Consider the following 20,344-nt stretch of genomic DNA (forward strand, 5'->3'; position numbering starts at 1 on the left):
TCAAAAAGATTAGTTTGCACTAACTTTATTAGCCCGAAAAAAGCCTTTCGGCCGCTTTTATTATACCGGGCCCCTCCTTCTTTTTCCAGCCCGGAACGGTCCATTCTGCTCCAATTGGTTTTCAAGTTTTGGCCGCCGGGCACACAGCAAAAAACACCCTCTCTGCCGGGTGCGCAGAGAAGGTGTACAGTTTTCTATTTCTTCAAAAAAGCAGAAGCGGTTTATGCGCGGATGGCGTCCTTCATGCTTTTCACATAGGCACCAATGTGTTCCGGGGCGTCGGTGCCGTACTGTTCCAGCAGCTTGATGATGGCCGAACCCACGATGGCACCATCGGCGATGCCGGCCATCGTGGTGGCCTGCTCCGGGGTGGAGATGCCAAAACCGATGGCGCAGGGCGTTTTGGTATTCTCCCGCACCACCTTCACGATGGACGCAAGGTCGGTTTTGATCTCGCTGCGGGTGCCGGTGACACCCAGACTGGACACGATGTACAAAAAGCCCTCGGCCTCTTTGGCGATCATGGCAATGCGGTTTTCGGAGGTGGGCGCGATCATCGAGATGAGGTCTACGCCATATTTGCGGCAGATGGGCAGAAATTCGTCCTTTTCCTCATAGGGCAGGTCGGGCAAAATCAGGCCGTCGATGCCGATCTCTGCACAGGTGGAGATGAACTTCTCGGCCCCGTAGGAGAACACCACGTTTGCGTAGGTCATGAACACCATGGGGATGGTCACATCCCTGCGCACCTCGCGGACGAAATCGAATACCTTATCGGTAGTGGTGCCTGCCTTCAGCGCCCGGATGTTCGCGCCCTGAATGACCGGGCCCTCGGCGGTGGGGTCGGAGAAGGGGATGCCCAGCTCAATGAGGTCGGCACCGTTTGCCGCCATGGCACGGACGGCTGCGGCGGTGGTGGCCAGATCGGGGTCACCGCAGGTGATGAACGGGATAAATGCCTTGCCACCAGCAAAGGCCTTTGCAATGTTACTCATGAAGATCCTCCCCTCTGTAGCGGGCGATGGCGGCGCAATCCTTGTCGCCGCGGCCGGAAATGGTGATGACGATGATCTTGTCTTTGTCCATGGTGGGTGCCAGCTTGATGGCGTGGGCCACCGCATGGGCCGACTCAATGGCCGGGATGATGCCCTCGGTGCGTGCCAGATACTCAAAGGCGTTCACGGCTTCATCGTCGGTAATTGCTACATATTCGGCGCGGCCGATGTCGTGCAGCCATGCGTGCTCCGGGCCGATGCCGGGGTAATCAAGACCCGCCGAAATGGAGTAGACCGGTGCGATCTGGCCGTATTCATCCTGGCAGAAATAGGACTTCATACCGTGGAAAATGCCCAGACGCCCCGTGTTGATGGTGGCAGCCGTCTCAAAGGTGTCGATGCCGCGGCCTGCTGCTTCGCAGCCGATGAGACGCACGCTCTTATCCTCGATGAAATTGTAGAAACTGCCGATGGCGTTGGAGCCGCCGCCCACGCAGGCAATGACAGCGTCCGGCAGGCGGCCTTCCTTTTCCAGCATCTGCTCTTTGATTTCTTTGGAGATGACGGCCTGGAAGTCGCGCACGATGGTGGGGAACGGGTGCGGCCCCATCACCGAGCCAAGGCAGTAGTGGGTATCGCTGATGCGGCCGGTCCACTCGCGCATGGCTTCGGACACGGCGTCCTTCAGGGTGCCGGTGCCGCTGGTAACGGGGATAACCTCGGCACCCAGCAGGCGCATCCGGTAGACGTTCAGGGCCTGCCGTTTGATGTCTTCCTCTCCCATGAACACCACGCACTCCATGCCCAGCAGGGCGGCGGCGGTGGCCGTGGCCACGCCGTGCTGGCCCGCGCCGGTCTCGGCGATGAGCCGGGTCTTGCCCATCTTCTTCGCCAGCAGTGCCTGCCCGAGGACGTTGTTGATCTTATGTGCACCGGTGTGGTTCAGGTCTTCGCGCTTGAGGTAAACTTTTGCACCGCCCAGGTCCTCGGTCATCTTCTTGGCGTAGTACAGGCGGCTGGGGCGGCCTGCGTATTCGTTGAGCAGCTCGGTGAGTTCGCGGTTGAACTCCGGGTCATCTTTATAATGGTTGTAGGCTTCCTCCAATTCGATCACGGCATTCATCAGCGTTTCGGGGATGTACTGTCCGCCGTGGATGCCAAAGCGTCCGTTGGGGTTCGTCATGGCGTTTCATTCCTTTCGTCATTTGTCGTTTTTTCGCACGGCGGCCACGAATGCCGCCATTTTTGCGGGGTCCTTCTTCCCTGCCGTTTCAATGCCGGAGCTCACGTCCACCGCATAAGGGTGAAACCGCTTTACGGCGTTCCCTACGGTGTCCGGGCCAAGCCCTCCGGCAAGGAAATAAAGGCGGCTGAATTTGTCCAAAACGGTCCAGTCAAAAGCCGTGCCGGTTCCGCCTGCGCCGGAGTCCAGCAGAATGAGGTCTGCCGGGCTTTTTTGAGCATTTGCAAGGCTTGCGACATCCGTCACACGGAAGGCCTGAATCAGCGGTTTGTTTGTCAATTTTCGCAGGCATTGGATGTAGGTTTCGTCCTCCTGCCCGTGGAGCTGGGCGAGGTCGAGGATTCCATCATTCAGCAGGCCCGCCACCGTTTCTGGCGCTTCGTTCACGAACACGCCCACAGCCTGAATTTGGGGTGAAAGCTGGGCTTTCAATGCAGCCGCCATTTCCCGGGAAACCGCCCGTTTGCTCTTGGCCGCAAACACAAAGCCGATGTATTCCGGCTGCAGCGCATTTGCCGCCGCGATATCCTCCGGGCGGGTCAGGCCGCACAGTTTGATCCTGGTCATCTTACAACAGCCCTTTCAATTCCTGCAGCTTCGCGGTCTTGTCCGGGGCCCGCATGAGCGTCTCACCAATGAGCACCGCGTCCGCGCCGATGGCAGCCAGCTGGGCCACATCCTCGGCGGTCTTCACGCCGCTTTCCGAGACAAAGAGCACATCCTTCGGGATGCGGGCGCGCAGGCGGCGGCTGTTGGCCGTGTCCACCGTGAAGTCCTTCAGGTTGCGGTTGTTCACACCGAGGATGCGCGCCCCGGCTTTGAGCGCCCGTTCCACTTCGGCATCGTCGTGGGCCTCTACCAGTGCGGAAAGGCCCAGTGTGTCGCAGATGGCGAGGTATTCCTTGAGCTGCGCATCATCGAGGATCGCACAAATGAGCAGCACCGCCGAAGCGCCCAGAAGCTTTGCTTCATAGATCATGTATTCATCCACCGTGAAGTCCTTGCGCAGGCAGGGCGTGGAGACGGCGGATGCAATTTCTTTTAAATAGGTGTCGCTGCCGAGGAACCACTTCGGTTCGGTCAGCACCGAAATGGCGTCCGCCCCGGCGGCCTGGTACTCCTTCGCAATTTGCAGGTACGGAAAATCCGGTGCGATCAGCCCCTTGGAGGGCGACGCCTTTTTGCACTCGCAGATGAAGGCAAGGCCCGGCTTTGCCAGCGCTTTTTCGAAGCGGAAGCCGCCCATCGGCAGGGCCAGCGCCTGCCGTTTCACTTCGGCGGGCGGCAATTGCTGCTTTGCCGTTTCCACCCGCTGCCGGGCGTGTGCGGCCAGCTGGTCTAAGATGTTCATGCGGTCTCCTCCGGGCGGTTGCTCACCTCAATGAACTTTTCCAGCACAGCGGCGGCCTTGCCGCTGTCGATGAGCTGAGCGGCCAGTGCAATGCCATCGGCCATGGTGTCGGCCTTGCCGCCGATGTAGAGGGATGCACCCGCGTTCAGCAGAACGGCATCCCGCTTCGGGTCCTTCTCGCCTGCCAGAATGGCACGGGTGATGGCGGCATTCTCCGCCGGGGCACCGCCCACGAGGTCGGCTTTTTCGCAGCGTGCAAGGCCGAACTGCTCCGGCGTGATGGTGTAGCACTTGTACCAGCCGTCTTTGATCTCGCAGACTTTGGTGGGCGCGCTGAGGGAAATTTCGTCCAGCTTATCCTTGCCGTAGACCACCATACCGCGCTTGACGCCCAGGCTGATGAGCACCTGTGCCAGCGGCTCCACAAGGTATTCATCGTAGACGCCCAGCAGCTGCATGGCGGGCGAGCCGGGGTTCGTCAGCGGTCCAAGGATGTTGAACACGGTGCGGAAGCCCAGCTCCTTGCGGATGGGACCGACGTACTTCATGGAGGTGTGGTACTTCTGGGCGAAGAAGAAGCAGATGCCCACTTCGTTCAGCAACTCCACACAGCGGGCGGGGCTTTGCTGGATATTCACGCCCAGCGCTTCCAGACAGTCGGCGGTACCGCACTGGGAAGAAGCCGCCCGGTTGCCGTGCTTTGCCACCTTCATGCCGCCTGCCGCCGCCACCAGCGCCGATGTGGTGGAGATGTTGAAGCTGTGAGCATTGTCGCCGCCGGTGCCCACGATTTCAAAGATGTCCATGCCCGTGTCCACCTTGGTGGCGTGGTCGCGCATGGCGGCGGCGCAGCCTGCGATCTCATCTGTGGTCTCAGCCTTGGCGCTCTTGGTGGAAAGCGCTGCCAGAAAAGCTGCATTCTGGGTGGGTGTGGTCTCGCCGCTCATGATCTCGTTCATCACGGCATAGGCTTCGTCGTAGGTCAGATCCTGCTTATTGACGATCTTTACAATGGCTTCCTTGATCATTTTTAACCCTCCATAAAATTCTTTAAAATCAGCCGACCCTGCGGGGTCAGGATGGATTCCGGGTGGAACTGCACCCCGTAGATGGGGTATTTCGTGTGCTGCACCGCCATCACCTCGCCGTCGGCGGTGCGGGCCGTGATTTTAAGTTCCGGCGGCAGGGTGGCGGGGTCTGCCGCCAGCGAGTGATACCGCGCCACCAGCAGCGGGGCTTCGCAGCCGCGGAACAGCGGGCACGCGGGGTCAAATTCCACCTCGGACTGCTTGCCGTGCATGAGCTGCTTTGCGTAGGTGACCGTAGCCCCAAAGGCCGCGCAGATAGCCTGATGCCCAAGGCAGACGCCCAGCGTGGGAATCTCTTTGCCCAGTGTGTGGGCAGCTTCCAGCGTGATGCCCGCATCCTCCGGTCTGCCGGGCCCCGGCGAAAGGATGATGTGCGCCGGGTGCAAAGCGCGGATCTCGTCCAAGGTCAGCTCATCGTTGCGGATGACCCGGATGCCGGGGTCCAGCTCGCCCACCAACTGGTAGAGGTTATAGGAAAAGCTGTCGTAGTTGTCGATCAGCAGCGTCATACCCCTTCCTCCTGTGCCTGACGGAGTGCGCTGACCACGGCCTGCGCCTTGTTGATGCACTCCTGATATTCCTTCTCGGGCACCGAGTCCGCCACGATGCCGGCACCACTGCGGACGAACACCTGTCCGTTTTTCTTGTAGGCGATGCGGATGGCGATGCAGGTGTCCATGTTGCCAGTGAAGTCGATGTAGCCAATGGCCCCGCCGTAGATGCCGCGCTTGTTGTTTTCCAGTTCTCCGATCAGCTGGCAGGCGCGTATTTTGGGTGCACCGGAAAGAGTGCCTGCCGGAAGCACTGCTTCGATGGCGTCCAGTGCATCGCATTCCGACCGCAGCTGACCGCGCACGGTGGAGCCGATGTGCATCACATGGGAATACCGCTCGATGGAGTGCAGCTTTTCCACCTCCACGGTGCCGAAGCGGCTCACCTTGCCCAGATCGTTGCGACCAAGGTCTACCAGCATATTGTGCTCTGCCAGTTCCTTTTCGTCCGCCAGCAGCTCCGCTTCCAGCGCCTTGTCCTCCGTGTCGGTCCTGCCGCGGGGGCGGGTGCCTGCCAGCGGGAAGGTGTGCGGCACGCCGTCCTCCAGTTTGACCAGCGTTTCCGGCGAAGCACCGGCCACTTCCACGTCCGTGCCGGAAAAATAGAACATGTACGGCGAAGGATTGATGGTGCGCAGCATCCGGTAGGCACCCAGCAGGCTGCCCTCGAAGGGTGCCGCCAGCCGGTTGGAAAGCACGATCTGAAATATTTCACCCTCATGGATGGCGTGCTTTGCCTTTTCCACCATTGCGCAGTAGGCATCTTTGTCAAACAGGGGCTTTGCTTCGCCCAGCAGCCTGCCCGCCGGTTCCTGCTTCGGGGTGCCGGTCTGCAGCAGCTGTGCCAGCTGGTTCAGCCGCAGGATGGCTTTGTTGTAGTTCGTTTCCAGTGCGTCCCGCTGCAGCGGCATATTTACGATCAGCACGATCTTCTGCCGCAGGTTGTCGAAGGCAATGACCTGGTCGAACAGCATCAGGTCCACGTCCTTGAAGTTCTCGGTGTCCTGCGCGTTTGTGCGGGCTTTGGGTTCGCTGTAGCCGAGGTAATCGTAGGAGAAATATCCCACAAGGCCCCCGGTGAAGGGCGGCAGATAGGCGAAGCGCGGGCTCTTGTACTGCGCCAGAATTTCCCGCAGCGTCTGCGAGGGGTTCTGCGTTGCAAAGGTGAGCTCTCCGGCTTTCATCCGGCCATTCTGGCAGGTGATCTCCATTTTGGGGTCAAGGCCCAGGAAGGTGTAGCGTCCCCACTTTTCGCTGGGCTGGGCGCTTTCCAGCAGGTAGCAGTGAGTGGAGACGTTCTTCAGAATTTTCAGCGCTTCAATGGGCGTGCAGATGTCTGCCAGAATCTCGCAGCTGACCGGCAGCACATCATACCCGCCTGCCAATGCAATGGTTTTTACTTCGTCCAGTGTGGGCCGTATCTTCATGGCTTTTCCCTCCCGGTAAAACAAAAACTCCCCCGGCTCGTTCTGCCGAAGGAGGAAAAGAAAAACGCCCCAGGCAGAAGAAACCTTCTTCTGTCCGGGACGAATAAAGTTAAAACAATATCCGCGGTGCCACCCTGACTTCATGGGCATGACCCCATGCACTTGACGAGATGCCAACACATCCCCGGCAACTGACGTATGCCCCCACGTTGCAGAATACTGTGCGGTGAAAGCACCGCAGTTCCCTGCACCCTCAGCGGTCCATTTCGGGAAAAAGTGACGCAAAGTCACACTTTCCTTGACGAACTGTTTCCGGTCTGCTTCTCAGCTGCGCAGGCTCTCTGTACAGGCATGGTTCGCCGTTATCTCCGCTTCAACGGTTTAGTGTATTAAATTTGGCTATATTAAACCACGAAATTTTCGTTTGTCAATACCCTGCCGCGAAATTTTTCAAATTCAACCCATGTTCACGGTAGGTTCAGTGTTTCCGGCGGCGGTTCGAGCTGGTAAACCTGACCGCCTTGGCCGGTTTGCGGCGGCTGTGCAGGGCGCTGTAATAGCCGAATGCCGTGCCGCAAAGGCCGCCCACGATGTGCATGAAGTTTGCCACATTGTCGTGCACAAAAATGATGTCATACACCTGCTGGCCGAAGTACAGCGCCGCCACCAGCAGCATGGTGACCGGGATGCCGCCGGAGAATCCCGCCAGCGACGACAGCATGATGAGCATGAACACGATGCCGGACGCGCCCAGCAGCCCCGAGCGCGGGAACTGCACACACTGCAGCACGCCGGTGACCAGCGCCGTGAGCACCATGCCGCACAAAAGTGGCTTGCTGCCGTACTTTTCTTCCATAGGCGGGCCGATGACCAGAAGCAGCAGCATGTTGTTCAGAAAGTGGTCCCAGTTGGCATGGCCCAGCACATGGCCGAACAGCCGGATATAAAACAGCGGGTCTTTGAGGGACGAGCGGTAGACGCAGAACAGGTGCATGGTGGTCCAGCCGCCAGTCCACCGGTCGAGGAACAGCACCAGAAGTGACAGCAGGAAAAAGGTGAGGATGACCGGGGAGTTGTATTGCAGTTCCAGTTTGAGTTTTACTTTTTTCATCCTCTCGTCTCCACCCAGTATTCGCCCATACTCTGGCCGGGCTGGTTCGTCACTTCATCGTTGAGGTAGTCCCCAAGGCCGCAGCTGTCCGGCTGCCAGGCCAGCGCCGCTTCCACGGTGGGGTACTCCACCTCGGCATACCAGAACTCCGTCGGCTGCCCTTCGTCCACATGGTTCACTTCCAGCACCATGCCGTCCGGCAGCATGTAGCTGCGGCGCAGCTTCGGGATGAGGGGCTTGCCGATGATCTTGTGTTCCAGATCGTCAAACAGCGCTTTGTCGATGCTGCGCTCGATCTCCTCACGGGCAAGACCGCCGCCGGACTTGAAGCAGAGGATATAGTCCGTTTTGCCGCCGGTGAGCGCTTCTTCCCGGATGCGCACGGTGGGCCGCACGCTGATATACCCCTGCCGCATGGCAAATTCTTCCTTCAGCGGCAAACCTTCCGGCCAGCCCTTCACCATCCATTTGCGTTCAATTTCCATGATGCTTCCCTCTTTCGTGCGGAATTTTGGCATTTCTTATTTATAATACCATGATTTTATGCTATTATAAAGGGTAGATTTGCATTGAAGTATTTTCACTTTTCTACTTATATAAGGAGTATCCATGAAAGCAGAACGCACTTACCCCATCTATACCGTCAACAAACACGCCGAGGGCCTGCTGGTAGGCGGCCACCCCTGGGTGTACGAGAACGACATCCTCGCTGCCCCGGAGACCGAACCCGAAAACGGCACGCTGGCCGATGTGGTCAGCACAAAAGGTTCCTACCTCGGCACCGGTTTCGTCTCGCTCAAGAGCAAAATTCGCGTGCGGCTGATCTCCCGCAACGCCAACGATACCTTTGACGCCGCCTTCTGGCGCCGTCGGGTGGAATATGCATGGAACTACCGCAAAACTGTGCTGGAACCCGCCGACCTTTCCGCCTGCCGCGTCATTTTTGGCGAAGCAGACCAGTTCCCGGGCCTGACCGTGGACCGGTTCAGCAATATCCTCGTCACCCAGACGTTGAGCGTGGGCATGGAAAAGTTAAAACCCGTGCTGTTCCCTATTCTGGCGGATGTGCTGCGCGCTGACGGTCAGACCATTGACGGCATCTACGAGCGCAACGACGAAGCCCTGCGCGCCAAGGAAGGGCTGGAACAGAACAAGGGCTGGTTTGAGCTGCCCGGTGAGACTCATCCGGCAAGCACCCAGACCGAAATTTGCGAAAATGGCGTCTACTACCATGTGGATTTTGAGAACGGCCAAAAGACCGGTTTCTTCCTGGACCAGAAGTATAACCGCCGGGCCGTGGCACGCATTGCCGCCGGGCACACCGTGCTGGACTGCTTTACCCATACCGGCAGCTTTGCGCTGAATGCCGCCAAGGGCGGTGCTGCCCGCGTGACCGCCGCCGACATCAGCGCCGAGGCCATTGCCATGGCCCAGCGCAATGCCCAGCGCAACGGTCTGACCAATATGGACTTTCTCTGTGAGGACACCTTTGAGCTGCTGCCCCGCCTGGAGAAAGAGGGGCACCCCTACGACTTCATCATCCTCGACCCGCCGGCCTTCACCAAGGCGCGCCGCACCGTGGAGAACGCCATGCGCGGCTACAAGGAGATCAACTACCGCGCCATGAAGCTGCTGCCCCGCGGCGGATATCTGGCCACGGCCAGCTGCTCCCACTTTGCCACCGAGGAGCTGTTCATCAAGATGCTGCGGGCCGCTGCAAAGGATGCACACCGCCAGCTGCGGCAGATCGAAGTGAAGCAGCAGGCACCGGACCACCCCATCCTGTGGGGCGTGCCGGAGACGAATTATCTAAAGTTCTTCCTCTTTCAGGTTATTTGACGACGATTTAAAAATTGCTCCGCTTCGCTCTGCAATTCATTAAGGTAATTTTATTTTATACTTTCGTGTTTGGAGCGTCCTGCGGGACGCTCCAAACACATTTTCACGAGAAGGGCCCTTGCGGAGAAATGCATCTTTTCGCTTCGACCTTTCTTGTGAAAAAGAGGTTCAGAAAAATCCGCAGATTTTTCTTGAACCTCAAAATAAAAAAGAAAGATTCCTCTGAATATGGCCAGAGTGAAACGGCGGCCATTTCAAATGGTCTCTTCTTCCTCAAAAGTCATACCAAGCTCAGAAGCGCCAAAAATCCGAGAGCCTGTTTGTGCAGAATCGTCAGATTTGTCAATTGCGTTTTTGCCTGGCAGAGACTATAATCAAACCATAGACAGCAACGGCGCTGTGGGTCACCTCCTGACTCGCAGCGCCGTTTTTGTTAGAAAGGCTTTCGTGCTTTGGGGTGCGGCATTGCGGCAAACCAAACGTAGACGGAAGGGAAAGAAAATAAGATCAAGTAAGGAGTAGGATTTATGGCAGCAAATGTTATGGAAATCTACGGCAGCAAGGTCTTTAACGAACATGTGATGAAGGAGCGCCTGCCGAGCGCTACTTATAAGAGCCTGAAGAACACCCTGCACAAGGGCGCTCCTCTGGATATCGAAGTGGCAAACGTCGTGGCCAGCGTGATGAAGCGCTGGGCCATGGAGCTGGGTGCCACCCACTACACCCACTGGTTCCAGCCGCTGACCGGCATCACCAGTGAGAAGCACGACGGCTTCGTCTCCCCCGTGGGCGACGGCACTGCCATCATGGAGTTCTCCGGCAAGGAGCTGGTGCGCGGCGAGCCCGATGCTTCCTCCTTCCCCTCCGGCGGCCTGCGTGCCACCTGCGAAGCCCGCGGCTACACTGCATGGGACCCCACCAGCTACGCATTCGTGAAGGATGACGTGCTGTGTATCCCCACCGCATTCGTCAGCTACACCGGCGAGGCTCTGGATAAGAAGACCCCGCTGCTGCGTTCCATGAACGCACTGTCCAATCAGGCAATTCGTATCCTGAAGCTGTTCGGCAAGGATGTGGATTACGTCTCCACCACCGTCGGCCCCGAGCAGGAGTACTTCCTCATTAAGAAGGAAGATTACGAGGCCCGTCAGGATCTGATCCTCACCGGCCGCACCCTGTTCGGTGCTCCCTCTGCCAAGGGTCAGGAGCTGGAAGAACACTACTTCGGCGTGATTCGTCCCGAGGTCTCCGAGTTTATGAAGGATCTGGACGAGGAGCTGTGGAAGCTGGGCATTCCCGCCAAGACCAAGCACAACGAAGTTGCTCCCTGCCAGCATGAGCTGGCCCCCATCTTTGACACCACCAACGTTGCCATCGACCACAACCTGCTGACGATGGAGATGATGAAGAAGATCGCTCCCAAGTACGGTCTGGTCTGCCTGCAGCATGAGAAGCCTTTCGAGGGCGTCAACGGCAGCGGCAAGCACAACAACTGGTCCATGTCCACCACCCACGAGAACCTGCTCGACCCGGGCGACACCCCCATGGAGAACCTGCAGTTCCTGGTGTTCCTGGCTGCTGTCATCAAGGCTGTGGACGAGTACGCCGATCTGCTGCGCACCTCCGTTGCCACTCCCGGCAACGATCACCGTCTGGGTGCCAACGAGGCACCTCCGGCCATCATCTCCATCTTCGTGGGCGAGGAGCTGGAAGCCGTCATCGACGCCATTGCCTCCGATTCTCCCTACGCAGGCCCCGTCAAGATGAAGATGGATCTGGGCGTTGATGTCCTGCCCAAGTTCAGCAAGGATACCACCGACCGCAACCGCACTTCTCCCTTCGCCTTCACCGGCAACAAGTTCGAGTTCCGTATGCCCGGCTCTGCTGAGAACCTGAGCGACGCCAACACCATCCTGAACACCGCTGTCGCCAAGGAACTGAAGGGCTACGCCGACGAGCTGGAGGGCGCTGAGGACTTTACCAGTGCCGTGATTGCTCTGGTCAAGCGCACCATCCGCGACCACCGCCGCGTCATCTTCAACGGCAACGGCTACACCGCCGAGTGGGAGGAAGAAGCTGCAAAGCGCGGTCTGCCCAACAAGAAGAACACCCCGGCTGCCCTGCCCGCTCTGATCGCACCGAAGAACATCCAGCTGATGGAGGAGTTCGGCGTGCTGACCAAGGTGGAGATGGAGAGCCGTTACGAAGTTGAGATGGAGCACTACTCCAAGATCATCAACATCGAAGCCCTGACCATGCTGGAGATGGCCCGCAAGCAGCTGCTGCCTGCCGTCAACTCCTACATGAGCGAGCTGGCCAACACCGCCGCCTCCAAGCTGGCCGTCAGCGAGAACATCAGCGTGCGCAGCGAGACCAAGACCCTGACCAAGCTCTCCGCCGACGCCGACGCCATGAGCGATGCCATCGACACCCTGCAGGATGCCGTGGATGCCACCAAGGCCCTGCCCAGCGAGGCTGACAAGGCCGTTGCCTTCCACGACAACGTGCTGCCCGCCATGGACGCCCTGCGTGCCGCGGCCGACGATGCCGAGACCATCTGCGGCGAGGATTATTGGCCTCTGCCCAGCTACAGCAAGATGCTCTACTACGTCTGATCGCAAAACAGCGTAACCGAATAGCATCCGTAGGCTGCGGAATCTAAAATTTGCCATTCTCCTTTTCCTATTTCTTACACCAGCCTAAAGACCTGCTCCCATTCTGAGGGCAGGCCTTTAGGCGTTTTTATTTGAAAGGGAAATTCTTATGAGTTATTCGACCCAACAGGACATCCTGGATTTCGTGGAGGACAACAACGTCAAATTCGTCCGTTTCGCCTTCTGCGATATCTTTGGCACCCAGAAGAACATTGCCGTGCTGGCCAGCGACCTGCCCAAGGCCCTGGAAGACGGTGTCTGCTTCGACGGCAGCTCCATCGCCGGTTTCATGCATGTGGAAGAAAGCGACCTTGTGCTGCGGCCGGACCTGTCCACCGTGACCATCCTGCCCTGGCGGCCCACCGAGGGCCGGGTGATGCAGTTCTTCTGCGATGTGGAAAAGCCGGACGGCGCGGCCTTCGGCGGCAACTGCCGCGGCTTTCTGCGCAGCATGAACCGCAAGTTCAAAAAGCTGGGCCTCACCTGCAACGTGGGTGCCGAGTGCGAGTTCTATCTGTTCGAGAACGACGACCGAGGCCGCCCCACCCGCATCCCCATCGACTTCGGCGGCTACTTTGACGTGGCCCCGCTGGACGCAGGTGAAAACATCCGCCGCGACATCTGCCTGACCATGGAGCAGATGGGCATGAGCCCCCAGCACAGCCACCACGAGAGCGGCAACGGCCAGAACGAGATCGACTGCCACCATGCAGGTCCCCTCAAGACCGCCGACAATGTGATGATGTTCAAGCAGATCGTGCGCGCCATTGCCATGCGCAGCGGCCTGCACGCCAGCTTTCTGCCCAAGCCCCTGCCGGACCAGGCGGGCAGCGGCCTGCACATCAATCTGTCGCTCTACATGGACGGCCGCAACCTGTTCGAAGGCGATATTGCCCCGGACAGCATCGCAGGCAGCTTCATGGCCGGTGTGCTGGCCCACAGCCGGGAGCTGACCGTGTTCACCAATCCTCTGCCCAACAGCTACCAGCGCTTTGGTTGCGACGAAGCACCCCGCTATGTGAGCTGGAGCCGCCAGAACCGCAGCCAGCTGGTGCGCATCCCGCAGGTGAAGGGCGACAACTGCCGCATGGAGCTGCGCAGCCCGGACCCCGCCTGCAACCCGTATCTGGCCATCGGCCTGGTGCTGGCCGCCGGGCTGGACGGCATCGAGAACCGCATGGTGCTGCAGGCACCTGTGAACCGCAACCTGTTCCACCCCGCCGAGGCGGAAGGCCTGGGCCTTGAGACCCTGCCTGCCAGCCTGGAGGAGGCCGTGCAGGCCGCACAGGAAAGCGAATTTTTGCACCGGGTGCTGCCGGATGAGCTGGCCGCCCGCTACTTCACCGAGGAACTCAAGCGCTGCGAAGCTCTGAAAAACGCTGCCGACCCCGCCGAGTATGAGCGCGTCCATTATTTCAACGCCATCTGACCCCTATCCAAAAGCGTATAGGAGAAAGGAGCGAAGGAAATGGGACGTGCACTGATCGTAAGCGCCGGTGCAAGCTCCAACGAGTACATCTCCGCGCGGCTGACCGAGATGGGCTACAGCCGCCCGGTGATCATTCCAAGCGGAGCCGAAGCCCGGCGGCGCATGACCGAATCGGACTTTGAGCTGATCGTGGTCAACTCTCCCCTGCCCGATGAATTCGGGCACGAAGTGTGCATCAATGCCGTAGAGAAAACGGATGCCGGTGTGGTGTTTCTGGTCAAAGCAGCACAGGCCGACCAGCTGATGGGCCCCCTGAGCGATCAGGGCGTGCTGCTGCTGTCAAAGCCCTTCAACACGGCGTTCTTCATGCAGGTGATGCACATGGCGGAAGCCAGCAACCACCGGTTGCAGCGCGCCCGGCAGGAGAATGCCCGCCTGCAGGAAAAGATCGCGCAGGTGCGGCTGGTGAGCCGGGCAAAATGCTGCCTTGTGGAGCACGAACAGATGACCGAGGCCGAAGCGCACCGTTATATTGAAAAGCAGGCCATGGACACCCGCCGTGACCGCACCGAAATTGCCCAGGAAATCCTTGAAAATTATGAGGACATGGGTGTATAATATTGGATTGGGAAAGAACCTCAAAAAGGAAAAAATAGAGGAGGACATTTTATGGCAGAAAAACAGACCAAATTTATTTTCGTCACCGGCGGCGTCGTGTCGGGCCTTGGCAAGGGCATCACGGCTGCTTCGCTGGGCCGCCTGCTGAAGTGCCGCGGCCTGAAGGTGGCCAGCCAGAAGCTGGACCCCTATGTGAACGTGGACCCCGGCACCATGAGCCCCCTGCAGCACGGTGAGGTGTTCGTCACCGACGACGGCACCGAGACCGACCTGGACCTGGGCCACTATGAGCGCTTCATCGACGAAAACCTGAACAAATATTCCAACCTGACCACCGGCAAGGTGTACTGGAACGTGCTGAACAAGGAGCGCCAGGGCGCTTACCTCGGCCAGACCGTGCAGATCATCCCCCACATCACCAACGAGATCAAGAGCTACATCTACAATCTGGCTTCCTCCACCGAAGCCGATGTGGTCATCACCGAGATCGGCGGCACCACCGGCGATATCGAGAGCCAGCCCTTCCTGGAGGCCATCCGTCAGGTGGGCCTGGAGCAGGGCCGGGACAACTGCTGCTTCATCCATGTGGTGCTGGTGCCTTACATTTCCGGCTCGGACGAGTACAAATCCAAGCCTGCCCAGCACTCGGTCAAGGAGCTGCAGGGCATGGGCGTGAACCCGGATATCATCATCCTGCGTGCCGACGGCAGCGTGGGCGGCGAGATCCGCCGCAAGATCAGCACCTTCTGCAACGTAAAGCCGGAGTGCGTCATTGAGAACCTGACCATGCCCAGCCTCTACCAGTGCCCGCTGATGCTGCACACCAACGGTCTGGACGACGTGGTTGTGAAGAAGCTGAAGCTGGACGTGCCCCCTGCCGACCTGACCGAGTGGAAGCAGGTGGTGAGCCGCATTGCCACCCGCAGCAAGACCTGCAGCATTGCACTGGTGGGCAAGTACGTCAAGCTGCACGATGCTTACCTCTCCGTGATGGAAAGCCTGTACCACGCCGGGTTTGAGAACGACAGCCAGGTGGAGATCCGCTGGGTGGAAAGCGAGGACCTGACCGATCAGGCCGCCTGCAAGGAAGCCTTTGCGGACGTGGACGGCATCATCGTGCCCGGCGGCTTTGGCGACCGCGGCATTGAGGGCATGATCCAGGCCGCACAGTACGCCCGCGAGAACCATGTGCCCTACTTTGGCATCTGCCTGGGCATGCAGATCATGGTGATGGAGTTTGCCCGCGGTGTGCTGGGCTACAAGGACGCCAACTCCAGCGAGTTCACGCCGGACGGTGCCCACAACGTCATCTCCCTGATGCCGGACCAGCAGGGCAACATCCCCAAGGGCGGCACCATGCGTCTGGGCAAGTATCCCTGCGCCGTCAAGCCCGGCACCAAAATGGCCGAGTGCTACGGTGAGGCCGAGATCTGGGAGCGCCACCGCCACCGTTACGAGTTCAACAACGACTTCCGTCAGGAGATGGAAAACGCCGGACTGGTCATTTCCGGCACCAGCCCGGACGGCCGTCTGGTGGAGACCGTGGAGCTGCCCGGCCGCGACTTCCATCTGGGTGCCCAGTTCCACCCCGAGTTCAAGAGCCGCCCGAACCACGCGCACCCCCTGTTCAAGGGTTTCATCGCCGCAGCTCTGAAGTTCCGCGCCAGCGAGCAGCGCAGCCTGCTGCACATGTGATCCGTGAAAAGAGTGCCATGCCGAAACGCATGGCATTCTTTTTTTGCCCGGCGTTCATCCGGGCTTTCGGCCCCCTGCATTGCCCGCCAAGCCTTGCAAATCCGGCCGGATTGTGGTATGCTGAGAGCGGTAAATAAGGGAGTCTGCCAAAGCAGGCTGAGAGTGGGCTGTGTCGCCCAGACCTGTGACCTGATTTGGATCATGCCAACGTAGGGAAATACCGCTGCAGCTTTGAACACCAAAGGTGCGGGCATGTCTTTACGGGCATGTCCGCATCTTTTATTTTTATACAAAGGAAGTTGTGACAGATGAAAACAGCATTGACCATTGCCGGCAGCGATTCCAGCGGCGGCGCAGGCATCCAGGCCGATATCAAGACCATGACCGCCAACGGCGTGTTTGCCATGAGCGCCATCACCGCCCTCACGGCCCAGAACACCACCGGCGTCACCGATATCTTTGAGACCACCCCGAAGTTCCTGGGCGAGCAGATCGACGCCATCTTCACCGATATCTACCCCGATGCCGTCAAGATCGGCATGGTGTCCTCGGCGGAGCTGATCGGCGTCATTGCCGAAAAGCTCAAGGCTTACGATGCAAAGCATATCGTGGTGGACCCCGTGATGGTGGCCACCTCCGGCTCCAAGCTGCTGCGGGACGACGCCGTGCAGGCTCTGACCGAAAAGCTGCTGCCCATGGCCGAGGTGCTCACCCCGAACATCCCGGAGGCAGAGATCCTCTCCGGCATGACCATCACCGACGCCGCCGGGATGGAAGCTGCGGCCAAGCGCATCAGCGAGAAGTACGGCTGCGCTGTGCTGTGCAAGGGCGGCCACCAGATCAACGACGCCGACGACCTGCTGTGGCGGGACGGCTGTGGCAAGTGGTTCCACGGCAAGCGCATTGCGAACCCCAACACCCACGGCACCGGCTGCACCCTTTCCAGCGCCATTGCGTCCAACCTGGCCAAGGGCTATGATCTGGACACCTCGGTGGAGCGTGCCAAGGCCTACATTTCCGGCTGCCTGTCTGCCATGCTGGACCTGGGCCACGGCTCCGGCCCGATGGACCACATGTTTGCTCTGAAAGGAGAGTTCGTTCGTGAGTAAGACGCCTTTTGTGGATGCACTGGTGCAGGAGAGCCTGCCCATCTGGCAGCAGTGCCTGGATTCGGACTTTCTGCGCGGGCTGGAGGCCGGCACGCTGGACGAGGACTGTTTCAAGGGCTACATCGTGGATGACAGCCTGTACCTGCGGGAATACGCCCGGGTGTTTGCCTGGGGTATGACCAAGGCGCAGACCATGGCTGCCATGCGCAACTACTACTCCCTGCTCTCCTTTGTGAACGAGAACGAGGATGTAGCCCGCCTTCAGTATCTCAAGCGCTACGGCCTGACCGACGACGACATCCAGAGCCTGCCGCAGCGCCCTGCAAACCGCGCCTACACCGATTACATGATCGAGGCCACAAAGAACGGTGAGGGCGAAGCCGAGTGCATTGCAGCCGTGCTGCCCTGCATGCTGAGCTATTTCTGGATCTTCCGGCGGCTTCTGAAGCGCTCGCCCGGTGTGCTGGATACGGTGTTTGGTCCGCTGGTGAAGGACTACGCCTCCGACGGCTACGGCGACGCCTGCCAAGCCTGGGCTGACTACGCGGAAAAAGCCTGCGCCGGCCTTTCGCCGGAGCGCGCTGCCCGCTGCCGCGAGATCTTCAAGGCCTGCTCGGAGTTTGAGCTGGGCTTCTGGCGCATGGCGAACCAGCCGCGCAGCGACCTCTGAACCATCAAAACCGCAAAAAATTGCCAAAAGCCCTTGACTTAAAGTAAACTTCAAGTACTACAATAAAGCTGTTGAAAATCGACCGGTTCCGGCCCGCCCGGGATCGGCCCATCGTCACAGGAGGCAGCTTTTATGGAAAAGATCGTACAGACCGCTGGCCGCGATGCGCTGGGCGCATTCGCACCGGCATTTGCTCACTACAACGACGACGTTCTCTTTGGCGAGAACTGGAACGATGATGCCATCGACCTGAAGACCCGCAGCATCCTCACCGTGGTTGCGCTGATGTCTTCCGGCGTGACCGATTCCTCGCTGAAGTATCACCTGCAGAACGCCAAGAACCACGGCGTGACCCAGAAGGAGATCGCCGCCATCATCACCCACGTTGCGTTTTACGTCGGCTGGCCCAAGGGCTGGGCCGTGTTCAACATGGCAAAGGAGATCTGGGCGGTGGAGCCGGAGGACGGCAGCGCCCGGGCAAAGCACCAGGCGTCCATGGTGTTCCCCATCGGCGAGCCCAACGTGGCCTATGCGAAGTATTTTATCGGCCAGAGCTATCTGGCCCCCATCTCCACCCAGCAGGTGGGCATCCACAACGTGACCTTTGAACCGGGCTGCCGCAACAACTGGCACATCCATCATGCAAAGACCGGCGGCGGCCAGATCCTCATCTGCGTGGCCGGCCGCGGCTACTACCAGGAGGAAGGCAAGCCCACCGTGGAGCTGAACCCCGGCGACTGCATCAACATCCCCGCCGAGGTCAAGCACTGGCACGGTGCCGCCCCAGACAGCTGGTTCTCCCACCTCGCCGTCGAGGTGCCCGGCACCGAGTGCTCCAACGAGTGGTGCGAGCCCGTCACCGATGAGGAGTACAGCAAGCTGAAGTAAGCTGCACGCCTGCCCTCCCCTGTCGGCTGGCAAATAAATGCAGAAAACCGCCCCGCTGAAAGTAAGACGCTTTCAGTGGGGCGGTTTGTTTTGTAGTAAGGGGTTGTTCAGGGGTTACTCGAGCTCAATCGTTGCCGGCGGCTTACCGGTGCAATCGTAGAACACGCGGTTGACGTGCTTGACCTCATTGACGATGCGGCTGGTGACCGTGCCCAGAACATCCCAGGGCATGTTATAGCTCTCAGCGGTCATGAAATCGGTGGTAGTGACAGCGCGCAGAGCCACAGCATAGTCGTAGGTGCGCTCGTCGCCCATAACGCCCACGCTGCGCATATTAGTCAGGGCTGCGTAGTACTGGTTGATCTCCTTATCCAGACCGGCCTTCGCGATCTCCTCACGCCAGATGGCGTCGGCATCCTGCACGATGGCGACCTTCTCGGGGGTCACTTCGCCGATGATACGAATACCCAGGCCCGGGCCGGGGAACGGCTGACGGCTGACCAGATATTCCGGCAGGCCCAGTTCGCGGCCGACCTGACGCACCTCATCCTTGAACAGGTTGCGCAGGGGCTCCACCAGCTCCTTGAAGTCCACGGTGTCGGGCAGGCCGCCGACATTGTGGTGGCTCTTGATGACGGTGGACTCGCCGCCCAGACCGCTCTCGACCACGTCAGGATAAATGGTGCCCTGTGCCAAAAAATCGACCTTGCCGATCTTCTTGGCTTCTTCCTCGAACACGCGGATGAACTCCTCGCCGATGATCTTGCGCTTGCGCTCCGGCTCGGTGACGCCTGCCAGCTTGCTGAAGTAGCGCTCACGGGCATCCACGCAGACAAAGTTGATATCAAAGTTCGGGTTGCCGGGGCCGAACACCGCGCAGACTTCTTCCTTCTCGTTCTTGCGCAGCAGGCCGTGGTCCACGAACACGCAGGTCAGCTGCTTGCCCACGGCCTTTGCCAGCATGGCGGCCAGCACGGAAGAATCCACGCCGCCGGACAGTGCACACAACACCTTGCCGTCGCCGATCTCCTCGCGCAGAGCCTTGACGTTGTTCTCCACGAAGGAGTCCATCTTCCAGTCGCCGGTGCAGCCGCAGACGTTGTACACGAAGTTGTGCAGCATCTTCTTGCCCTCGGCAGTGTGCAGCACTTCCGGGTGGAACTGGATCGCATACAGGCCCTTCTCAGCGTTCTCTGCCGCTGCCACCGGGCAGTTGACCGTGTGGGCCGTGATCTTGAAGCCGGGCGCAGCCTGCTCGATGTAGTCATTGTGGCTCATCCAGCAGATCGTAGAAGGCTGAACATCCGCAAACATCTTGCTGCTGTTGTCCACAAAGACCTCAGTCTTGCCGTACTCGCGCTCCGGTGCGCGGCAGACGTGACCGCCCAGCAGATGCATCATCAGCTGGCTGCCGTAGCAGATGCCCAGCACAGGCACGCCCCAGTTGAAGATCTCGGGGTCGATCGTGGGGGAATCCTCCAGATAGACGCTGTTGGGGCCGCCGGTGAAGATGATGCCCTTGGGGTTCTTCGCCTTGATGACCGACAGATCGGTTTTATAGGAATAGATTTCACAGTAGACATTATTCTCGCGGACACGGCGCGCGATCAGCTGATTGTACTGGCCGCCAAAGTCCAGCACGATGACAGTTTCATGCTGCATGATGTTCTCCTCCC

18 protein-coding genes are annotated in these 20,344 nt (G+C 59.4%); 8 read left to right on the top strand and 10 right to left on the bottom strand.

Annotation, left to right across the window (positions count from 1 at the left end):
* Positions 1 to 221: 221 nt before the first annotated feature.
* From trpA to CGS49_RS12825, 9 genes are all read right to left on the bottom strand, one after another.
* Complete coding sequence (gene trpA, locus CGS49_RS12785; protein WP_097802171.1) at positions 222 to 995, bottom strand: tryptophan synthase subunit alpha; 774 nt, start codon at positions 993 to 995, stop codon at positions 222 to 224.
* Positions 988 to 2,178 carry a tryptophan synthase subunit beta gene (trpB, locus tag CGS49_RS12790; protein WP_097802172.1) on the bottom strand — a complete coding sequence of 397 codons (1,191 nt, stop codon included), beginning with the start codon at positions 2,176 to 2,178 and terminating at the stop codon, positions 988 to 990. Before trpB ends, trpA begins: the two co-directional genes overlap by 8 nt.
* An 18-nt stretch (positions 2,179 to 2,196) precedes the next feature.
* The gene (locus CGS49_RS12795; protein WP_097802173.1) at positions 2,197 to 2,805 is read right to left on the bottom strand and encodes a phosphoribosylanthranilate isomerase; all 609 of its coding nucleotides are present in this window, start codon (positions 2,803 to 2,805) and stop codon (positions 2,197 to 2,199) included.
* Position 2,806: 1 nt separating this feature from the next.
* Complete coding sequence (gene trpC, locus CGS49_RS12800; RefSeq protein ID WP_097802174.1) at positions 2,807 to 3,589, bottom strand: indole-3-glycerol phosphate synthase TrpC; 783 nt, start codon at positions 3,587 to 3,589, stop codon at positions 2,807 to 2,809.
* On the bottom strand, positions 3,586 to 4,617 hold the full coding sequence (gene trpD, locus CGS49_RS12805) for an anthranilate phosphoribosyltransferase (protein ID WP_097802175.1): 1,032 nt from the start codon (positions 4,615 to 4,617) through the stop codon (positions 3,586 to 3,588). The genes trpC and trpD overlap by 4 nt, the downstream gene beginning before the upstream one ends.
* A gap of 2 nt (positions 4,618 to 4,619) precedes the next feature.
* Positions 4,620 to 5,186 carry an anthranilate synthase component II gene (locus CGS49_RS12810; RefSeq protein ID WP_097802176.1) on the bottom strand — a complete coding sequence of 189 codons (567 nt, stop codon included), beginning with the start codon at positions 5,184 to 5,186 and terminating at the stop codon, positions 4,620 to 4,622.
* Positions 5,183 to 6,655 carry an anthranilate synthase component I gene (gene trpE, locus CGS49_RS12815; RefSeq protein ID WP_097802177.1) on the bottom strand — a complete coding sequence of 491 codons (1,473 nt, stop codon included), beginning with the start codon at positions 6,653 to 6,655 and terminating at the stop codon, positions 5,183 to 5,185. The genes CGS49_RS12810 and trpE overlap by 4 nt, the downstream gene beginning before the upstream one ends.
* A 478-nt stretch (positions 6,656 to 7,133) precedes the next feature.
* Positions 7,134 to 7,766, bottom strand: a complete 633-nt coding sequence (locus CGS49_RS12820) for a rhomboid family intramembrane serine protease (protein WP_097802178.1) — start codon at positions 7,764 to 7,766, stop codon at positions 7,134 to 7,136.
* Complete coding sequence (locus CGS49_RS12825) at positions 7,763 to 8,251, bottom strand: CYTH domain-containing protein (protein ID WP_097802179.1); 489 nt, start codon at positions 8,249 to 8,251, stop codon at positions 7,763 to 7,765. The genes CGS49_RS12820 and CGS49_RS12825 overlap by 4 nt, the downstream gene beginning before the upstream one ends.
* 124 nt (positions 8,252 to 8,375) lie before the next feature.
* On the opposite strand from CGS49_RS12825, the gene CGS49_RS12830 reads away from it, so the two are divergent.
* The 8 genes from CGS49_RS12830 (at position 8,376) to CGS49_RS12865 (ending at position 18,668) form a co-directional block, all read left to right on the top strand.
* A complete protein-coding gene (locus CGS49_RS12830) occupies positions 8,376 to 9,605 on the top strand; it encodes a class I SAM-dependent rRNA methyltransferase (RefSeq protein ID WP_097802180.1) in 1,230 nt (409 codons plus the stop codon).
* A gap of 527 nt (positions 9,606 to 10,132) precedes the next feature.
* Entirely contained in the window at positions 10,133 to 12,220 is a 2,088-nt protein-coding gene (locus CGS49_RS12835; RefSeq protein WP_097802181.1) for a glutamine synthetase III family protein, read from the top strand.
* Between the two features lie 148 nt (positions 12,221 to 12,368).
* Complete coding sequence (locus tag CGS49_RS12840; RefSeq protein ID WP_097802182.1) at positions 12,369 to 13,688, top strand: glutamine synthetase family protein; 1,320 nt, start codon at positions 12,369 to 12,371, stop codon at positions 13,686 to 13,688.
* A gap of 39 nt (positions 13,689 to 13,727) precedes the next feature.
* Positions 13,728 to 14,306 carry an ANTAR domain-containing response regulator gene (locus CGS49_RS12845; RefSeq protein ID WP_097802183.1) on the top strand — a complete coding sequence of 193 codons (579 nt, stop codon included), beginning with the start codon at positions 13,728 to 13,730 and terminating at the stop codon, positions 14,304 to 14,306.
* Between the two features lie 51 nt (positions 14,307 to 14,357).
* Complete coding sequence (gene pyrG, locus CGS49_RS12850; protein ID WP_097802184.1) at positions 14,358 to 16,001, top strand: CTP synthase; 1,644 nt, start codon at positions 14,358 to 14,360, stop codon at positions 15,999 to 16,001.
* A gap of 308 nt (positions 16,002 to 16,309) precedes the next feature.
* Positions 16,310 to 17,110, top strand: a complete 801-nt coding sequence (gene thiD, locus CGS49_RS12855; protein ID WP_097802185.1) for a bifunctional hydroxymethylpyrimidine kinase/phosphomethylpyrimidine kinase — start codon at positions 16,310 to 16,312, stop codon at positions 17,108 to 17,110.
* A complete protein-coding gene (locus CGS49_RS12860) occupies positions 17,103 to 17,780 on the top strand; it encodes a TenA family protein (protein WP_097802186.1) in 678 nt (225 codons plus the stop codon). The genes thiD and CGS49_RS12860 overlap by 8 nt, the downstream gene beginning before the upstream one ends.
* A 132-nt stretch (positions 17,781 to 17,912) precedes the next feature.
* Positions 17,913 to 18,668 (top strand): carboxymuconolactone decarboxylase family protein, encoded by a 756-nt coding sequence (locus CGS49_RS12865; RefSeq protein WP_097802187.1) that lies wholly within the window; start codon positions 17,913 to 17,915, stop codon positions 18,666 to 18,668.
* A 114-nt stretch (positions 18,669 to 18,782) separates the two neighbouring features.
* Here the strand turns inward: CGS49_RS12865 and guaA are convergent, their stop codons facing one another.
* Positions 18,783 to 20,330 carry a glutamine-hydrolyzing GMP synthase gene (gene guaA, locus CGS49_RS12870; protein ID WP_097802188.1) on the bottom strand — a complete coding sequence of 516 codons (1,548 nt, stop codon included), beginning with the start codon at positions 20,328 to 20,330 and terminating at the stop codon, positions 18,783 to 18,785.
* Between the last annotated feature and the right edge of the window lie 14 nt (positions 20,331 to 20,344).

The sequence above is a fragment of the Faecalibacterium langellae genome (assembly GCF_002549775.1).
Lineage (GTDB): Bacteria > Bacillota > Clostridia > Oscillospirales > Ruminococcaceae > Faecalibacterium > Faecalibacterium langellae.

Bases quoted from the DNA above. Each gene is read 5' to 3' on its own strand.
- trpA (WP_097802171.1), bottom strand. From the start codon at position 995: ATGAGTAACATTGCAAAGGCCTTTGCTGGTGGCAAGGCATTTATCCCG.
- trpB (WP_097802172.1), bottom strand. From the start codon at position 2,178: ATGACGAACCCCAACGGACGCTTTGGCATCCACGGCGGACAGTACATC.
- CGS49_RS12795 (WP_097802173.1), bottom strand. From the start codon at position 2,805: ATGACCAGGATCAAACTGTGCGGCCTGACCCGCCCGGAGGATATCGCG.
- trpC (WP_097802174.1), bottom strand. From the start codon at position 3,589: ATGAACATCTTAGACCAGCTGGCCGCACACGCCCGGCAGCGGGTGGAA.
- trpD (WP_097802175.1), bottom strand. From the start codon at position 4,617: ATGATCAAGGAAGCCATTGTAAAGATCGTCAATAAGCAGGATCTGACC.
- CGS49_RS12810 (WP_097802176.1), bottom strand. From the start codon at position 5,186: ATGACGCTGCTGATCGACAACTACGACAGCTTTTCCTATAACCTCTAC.
- trpE (WP_097802177.1), bottom strand. From the start codon at position 6,655: ATGAAGATACGGCCCACACTGGACGAAGTAAAAACCATTGCATTGGCA.
- CGS49_RS12820 (WP_097802178.1), bottom strand. From the start codon at position 7,766: ATGAAAAAAGTAAAACTCAAACTGGAACTGCAATACAACTCCCCGGTC.
- CGS49_RS12825 (WP_097802179.1), bottom strand. From the start codon at position 8,251: ATGGAAATTGAACGCAAATGGATGGTGAAGGGCTGGCCGGAAGGTTTG.
- CGS49_RS12830 (WP_097802180.1), top strand. From the start codon at position 8,376: ATGAAAGCAGAACGCACTTACCCCATCTATACCGTCAACAAACACGCC.
- CGS49_RS12835 (WP_097802181.1), top strand. From the start codon at position 10,133: ATGGCAGCAAATGTTATGGAAATCTACGGCAGCAAGGTCTTTAACGAA.
- CGS49_RS12840 (WP_097802182.1), top strand. From the start codon at position 12,369: ATGAGTTATTCGACCCAACAGGACATCCTGGATTTCGTGGAGGACAAC.
- CGS49_RS12845 (WP_097802183.1), top strand. From the start codon at position 13,728: ATGGGACGTGCACTGATCGTAAGCGCCGGTGCAAGCTCCAACGAGTAC.
- pyrG (WP_097802184.1), top strand. From the start codon at position 14,358: ATGGCAGAAAAACAGACCAAATTTATTTTCGTCACCGGCGGCGTCGTG.
- thiD (WP_097802185.1), top strand. From the start codon at position 16,310: ATGAAAACAGCATTGACCATTGCCGGCAGCGATTCCAGCGGCGGCGCA.
- CGS49_RS12865 (WP_097802187.1), top strand. From the start codon at position 17,913: ATGGAAAAGATCGTACAGACCGCTGGCCGCGATGCGCTGGGCGCATTC.
- guaA (WP_097802188.1), bottom strand. From the start codon at position 20,330: ATGCAGCATGAAACTGTCATCGTGCTGGACTTTGGCGGCCAGTACAAT.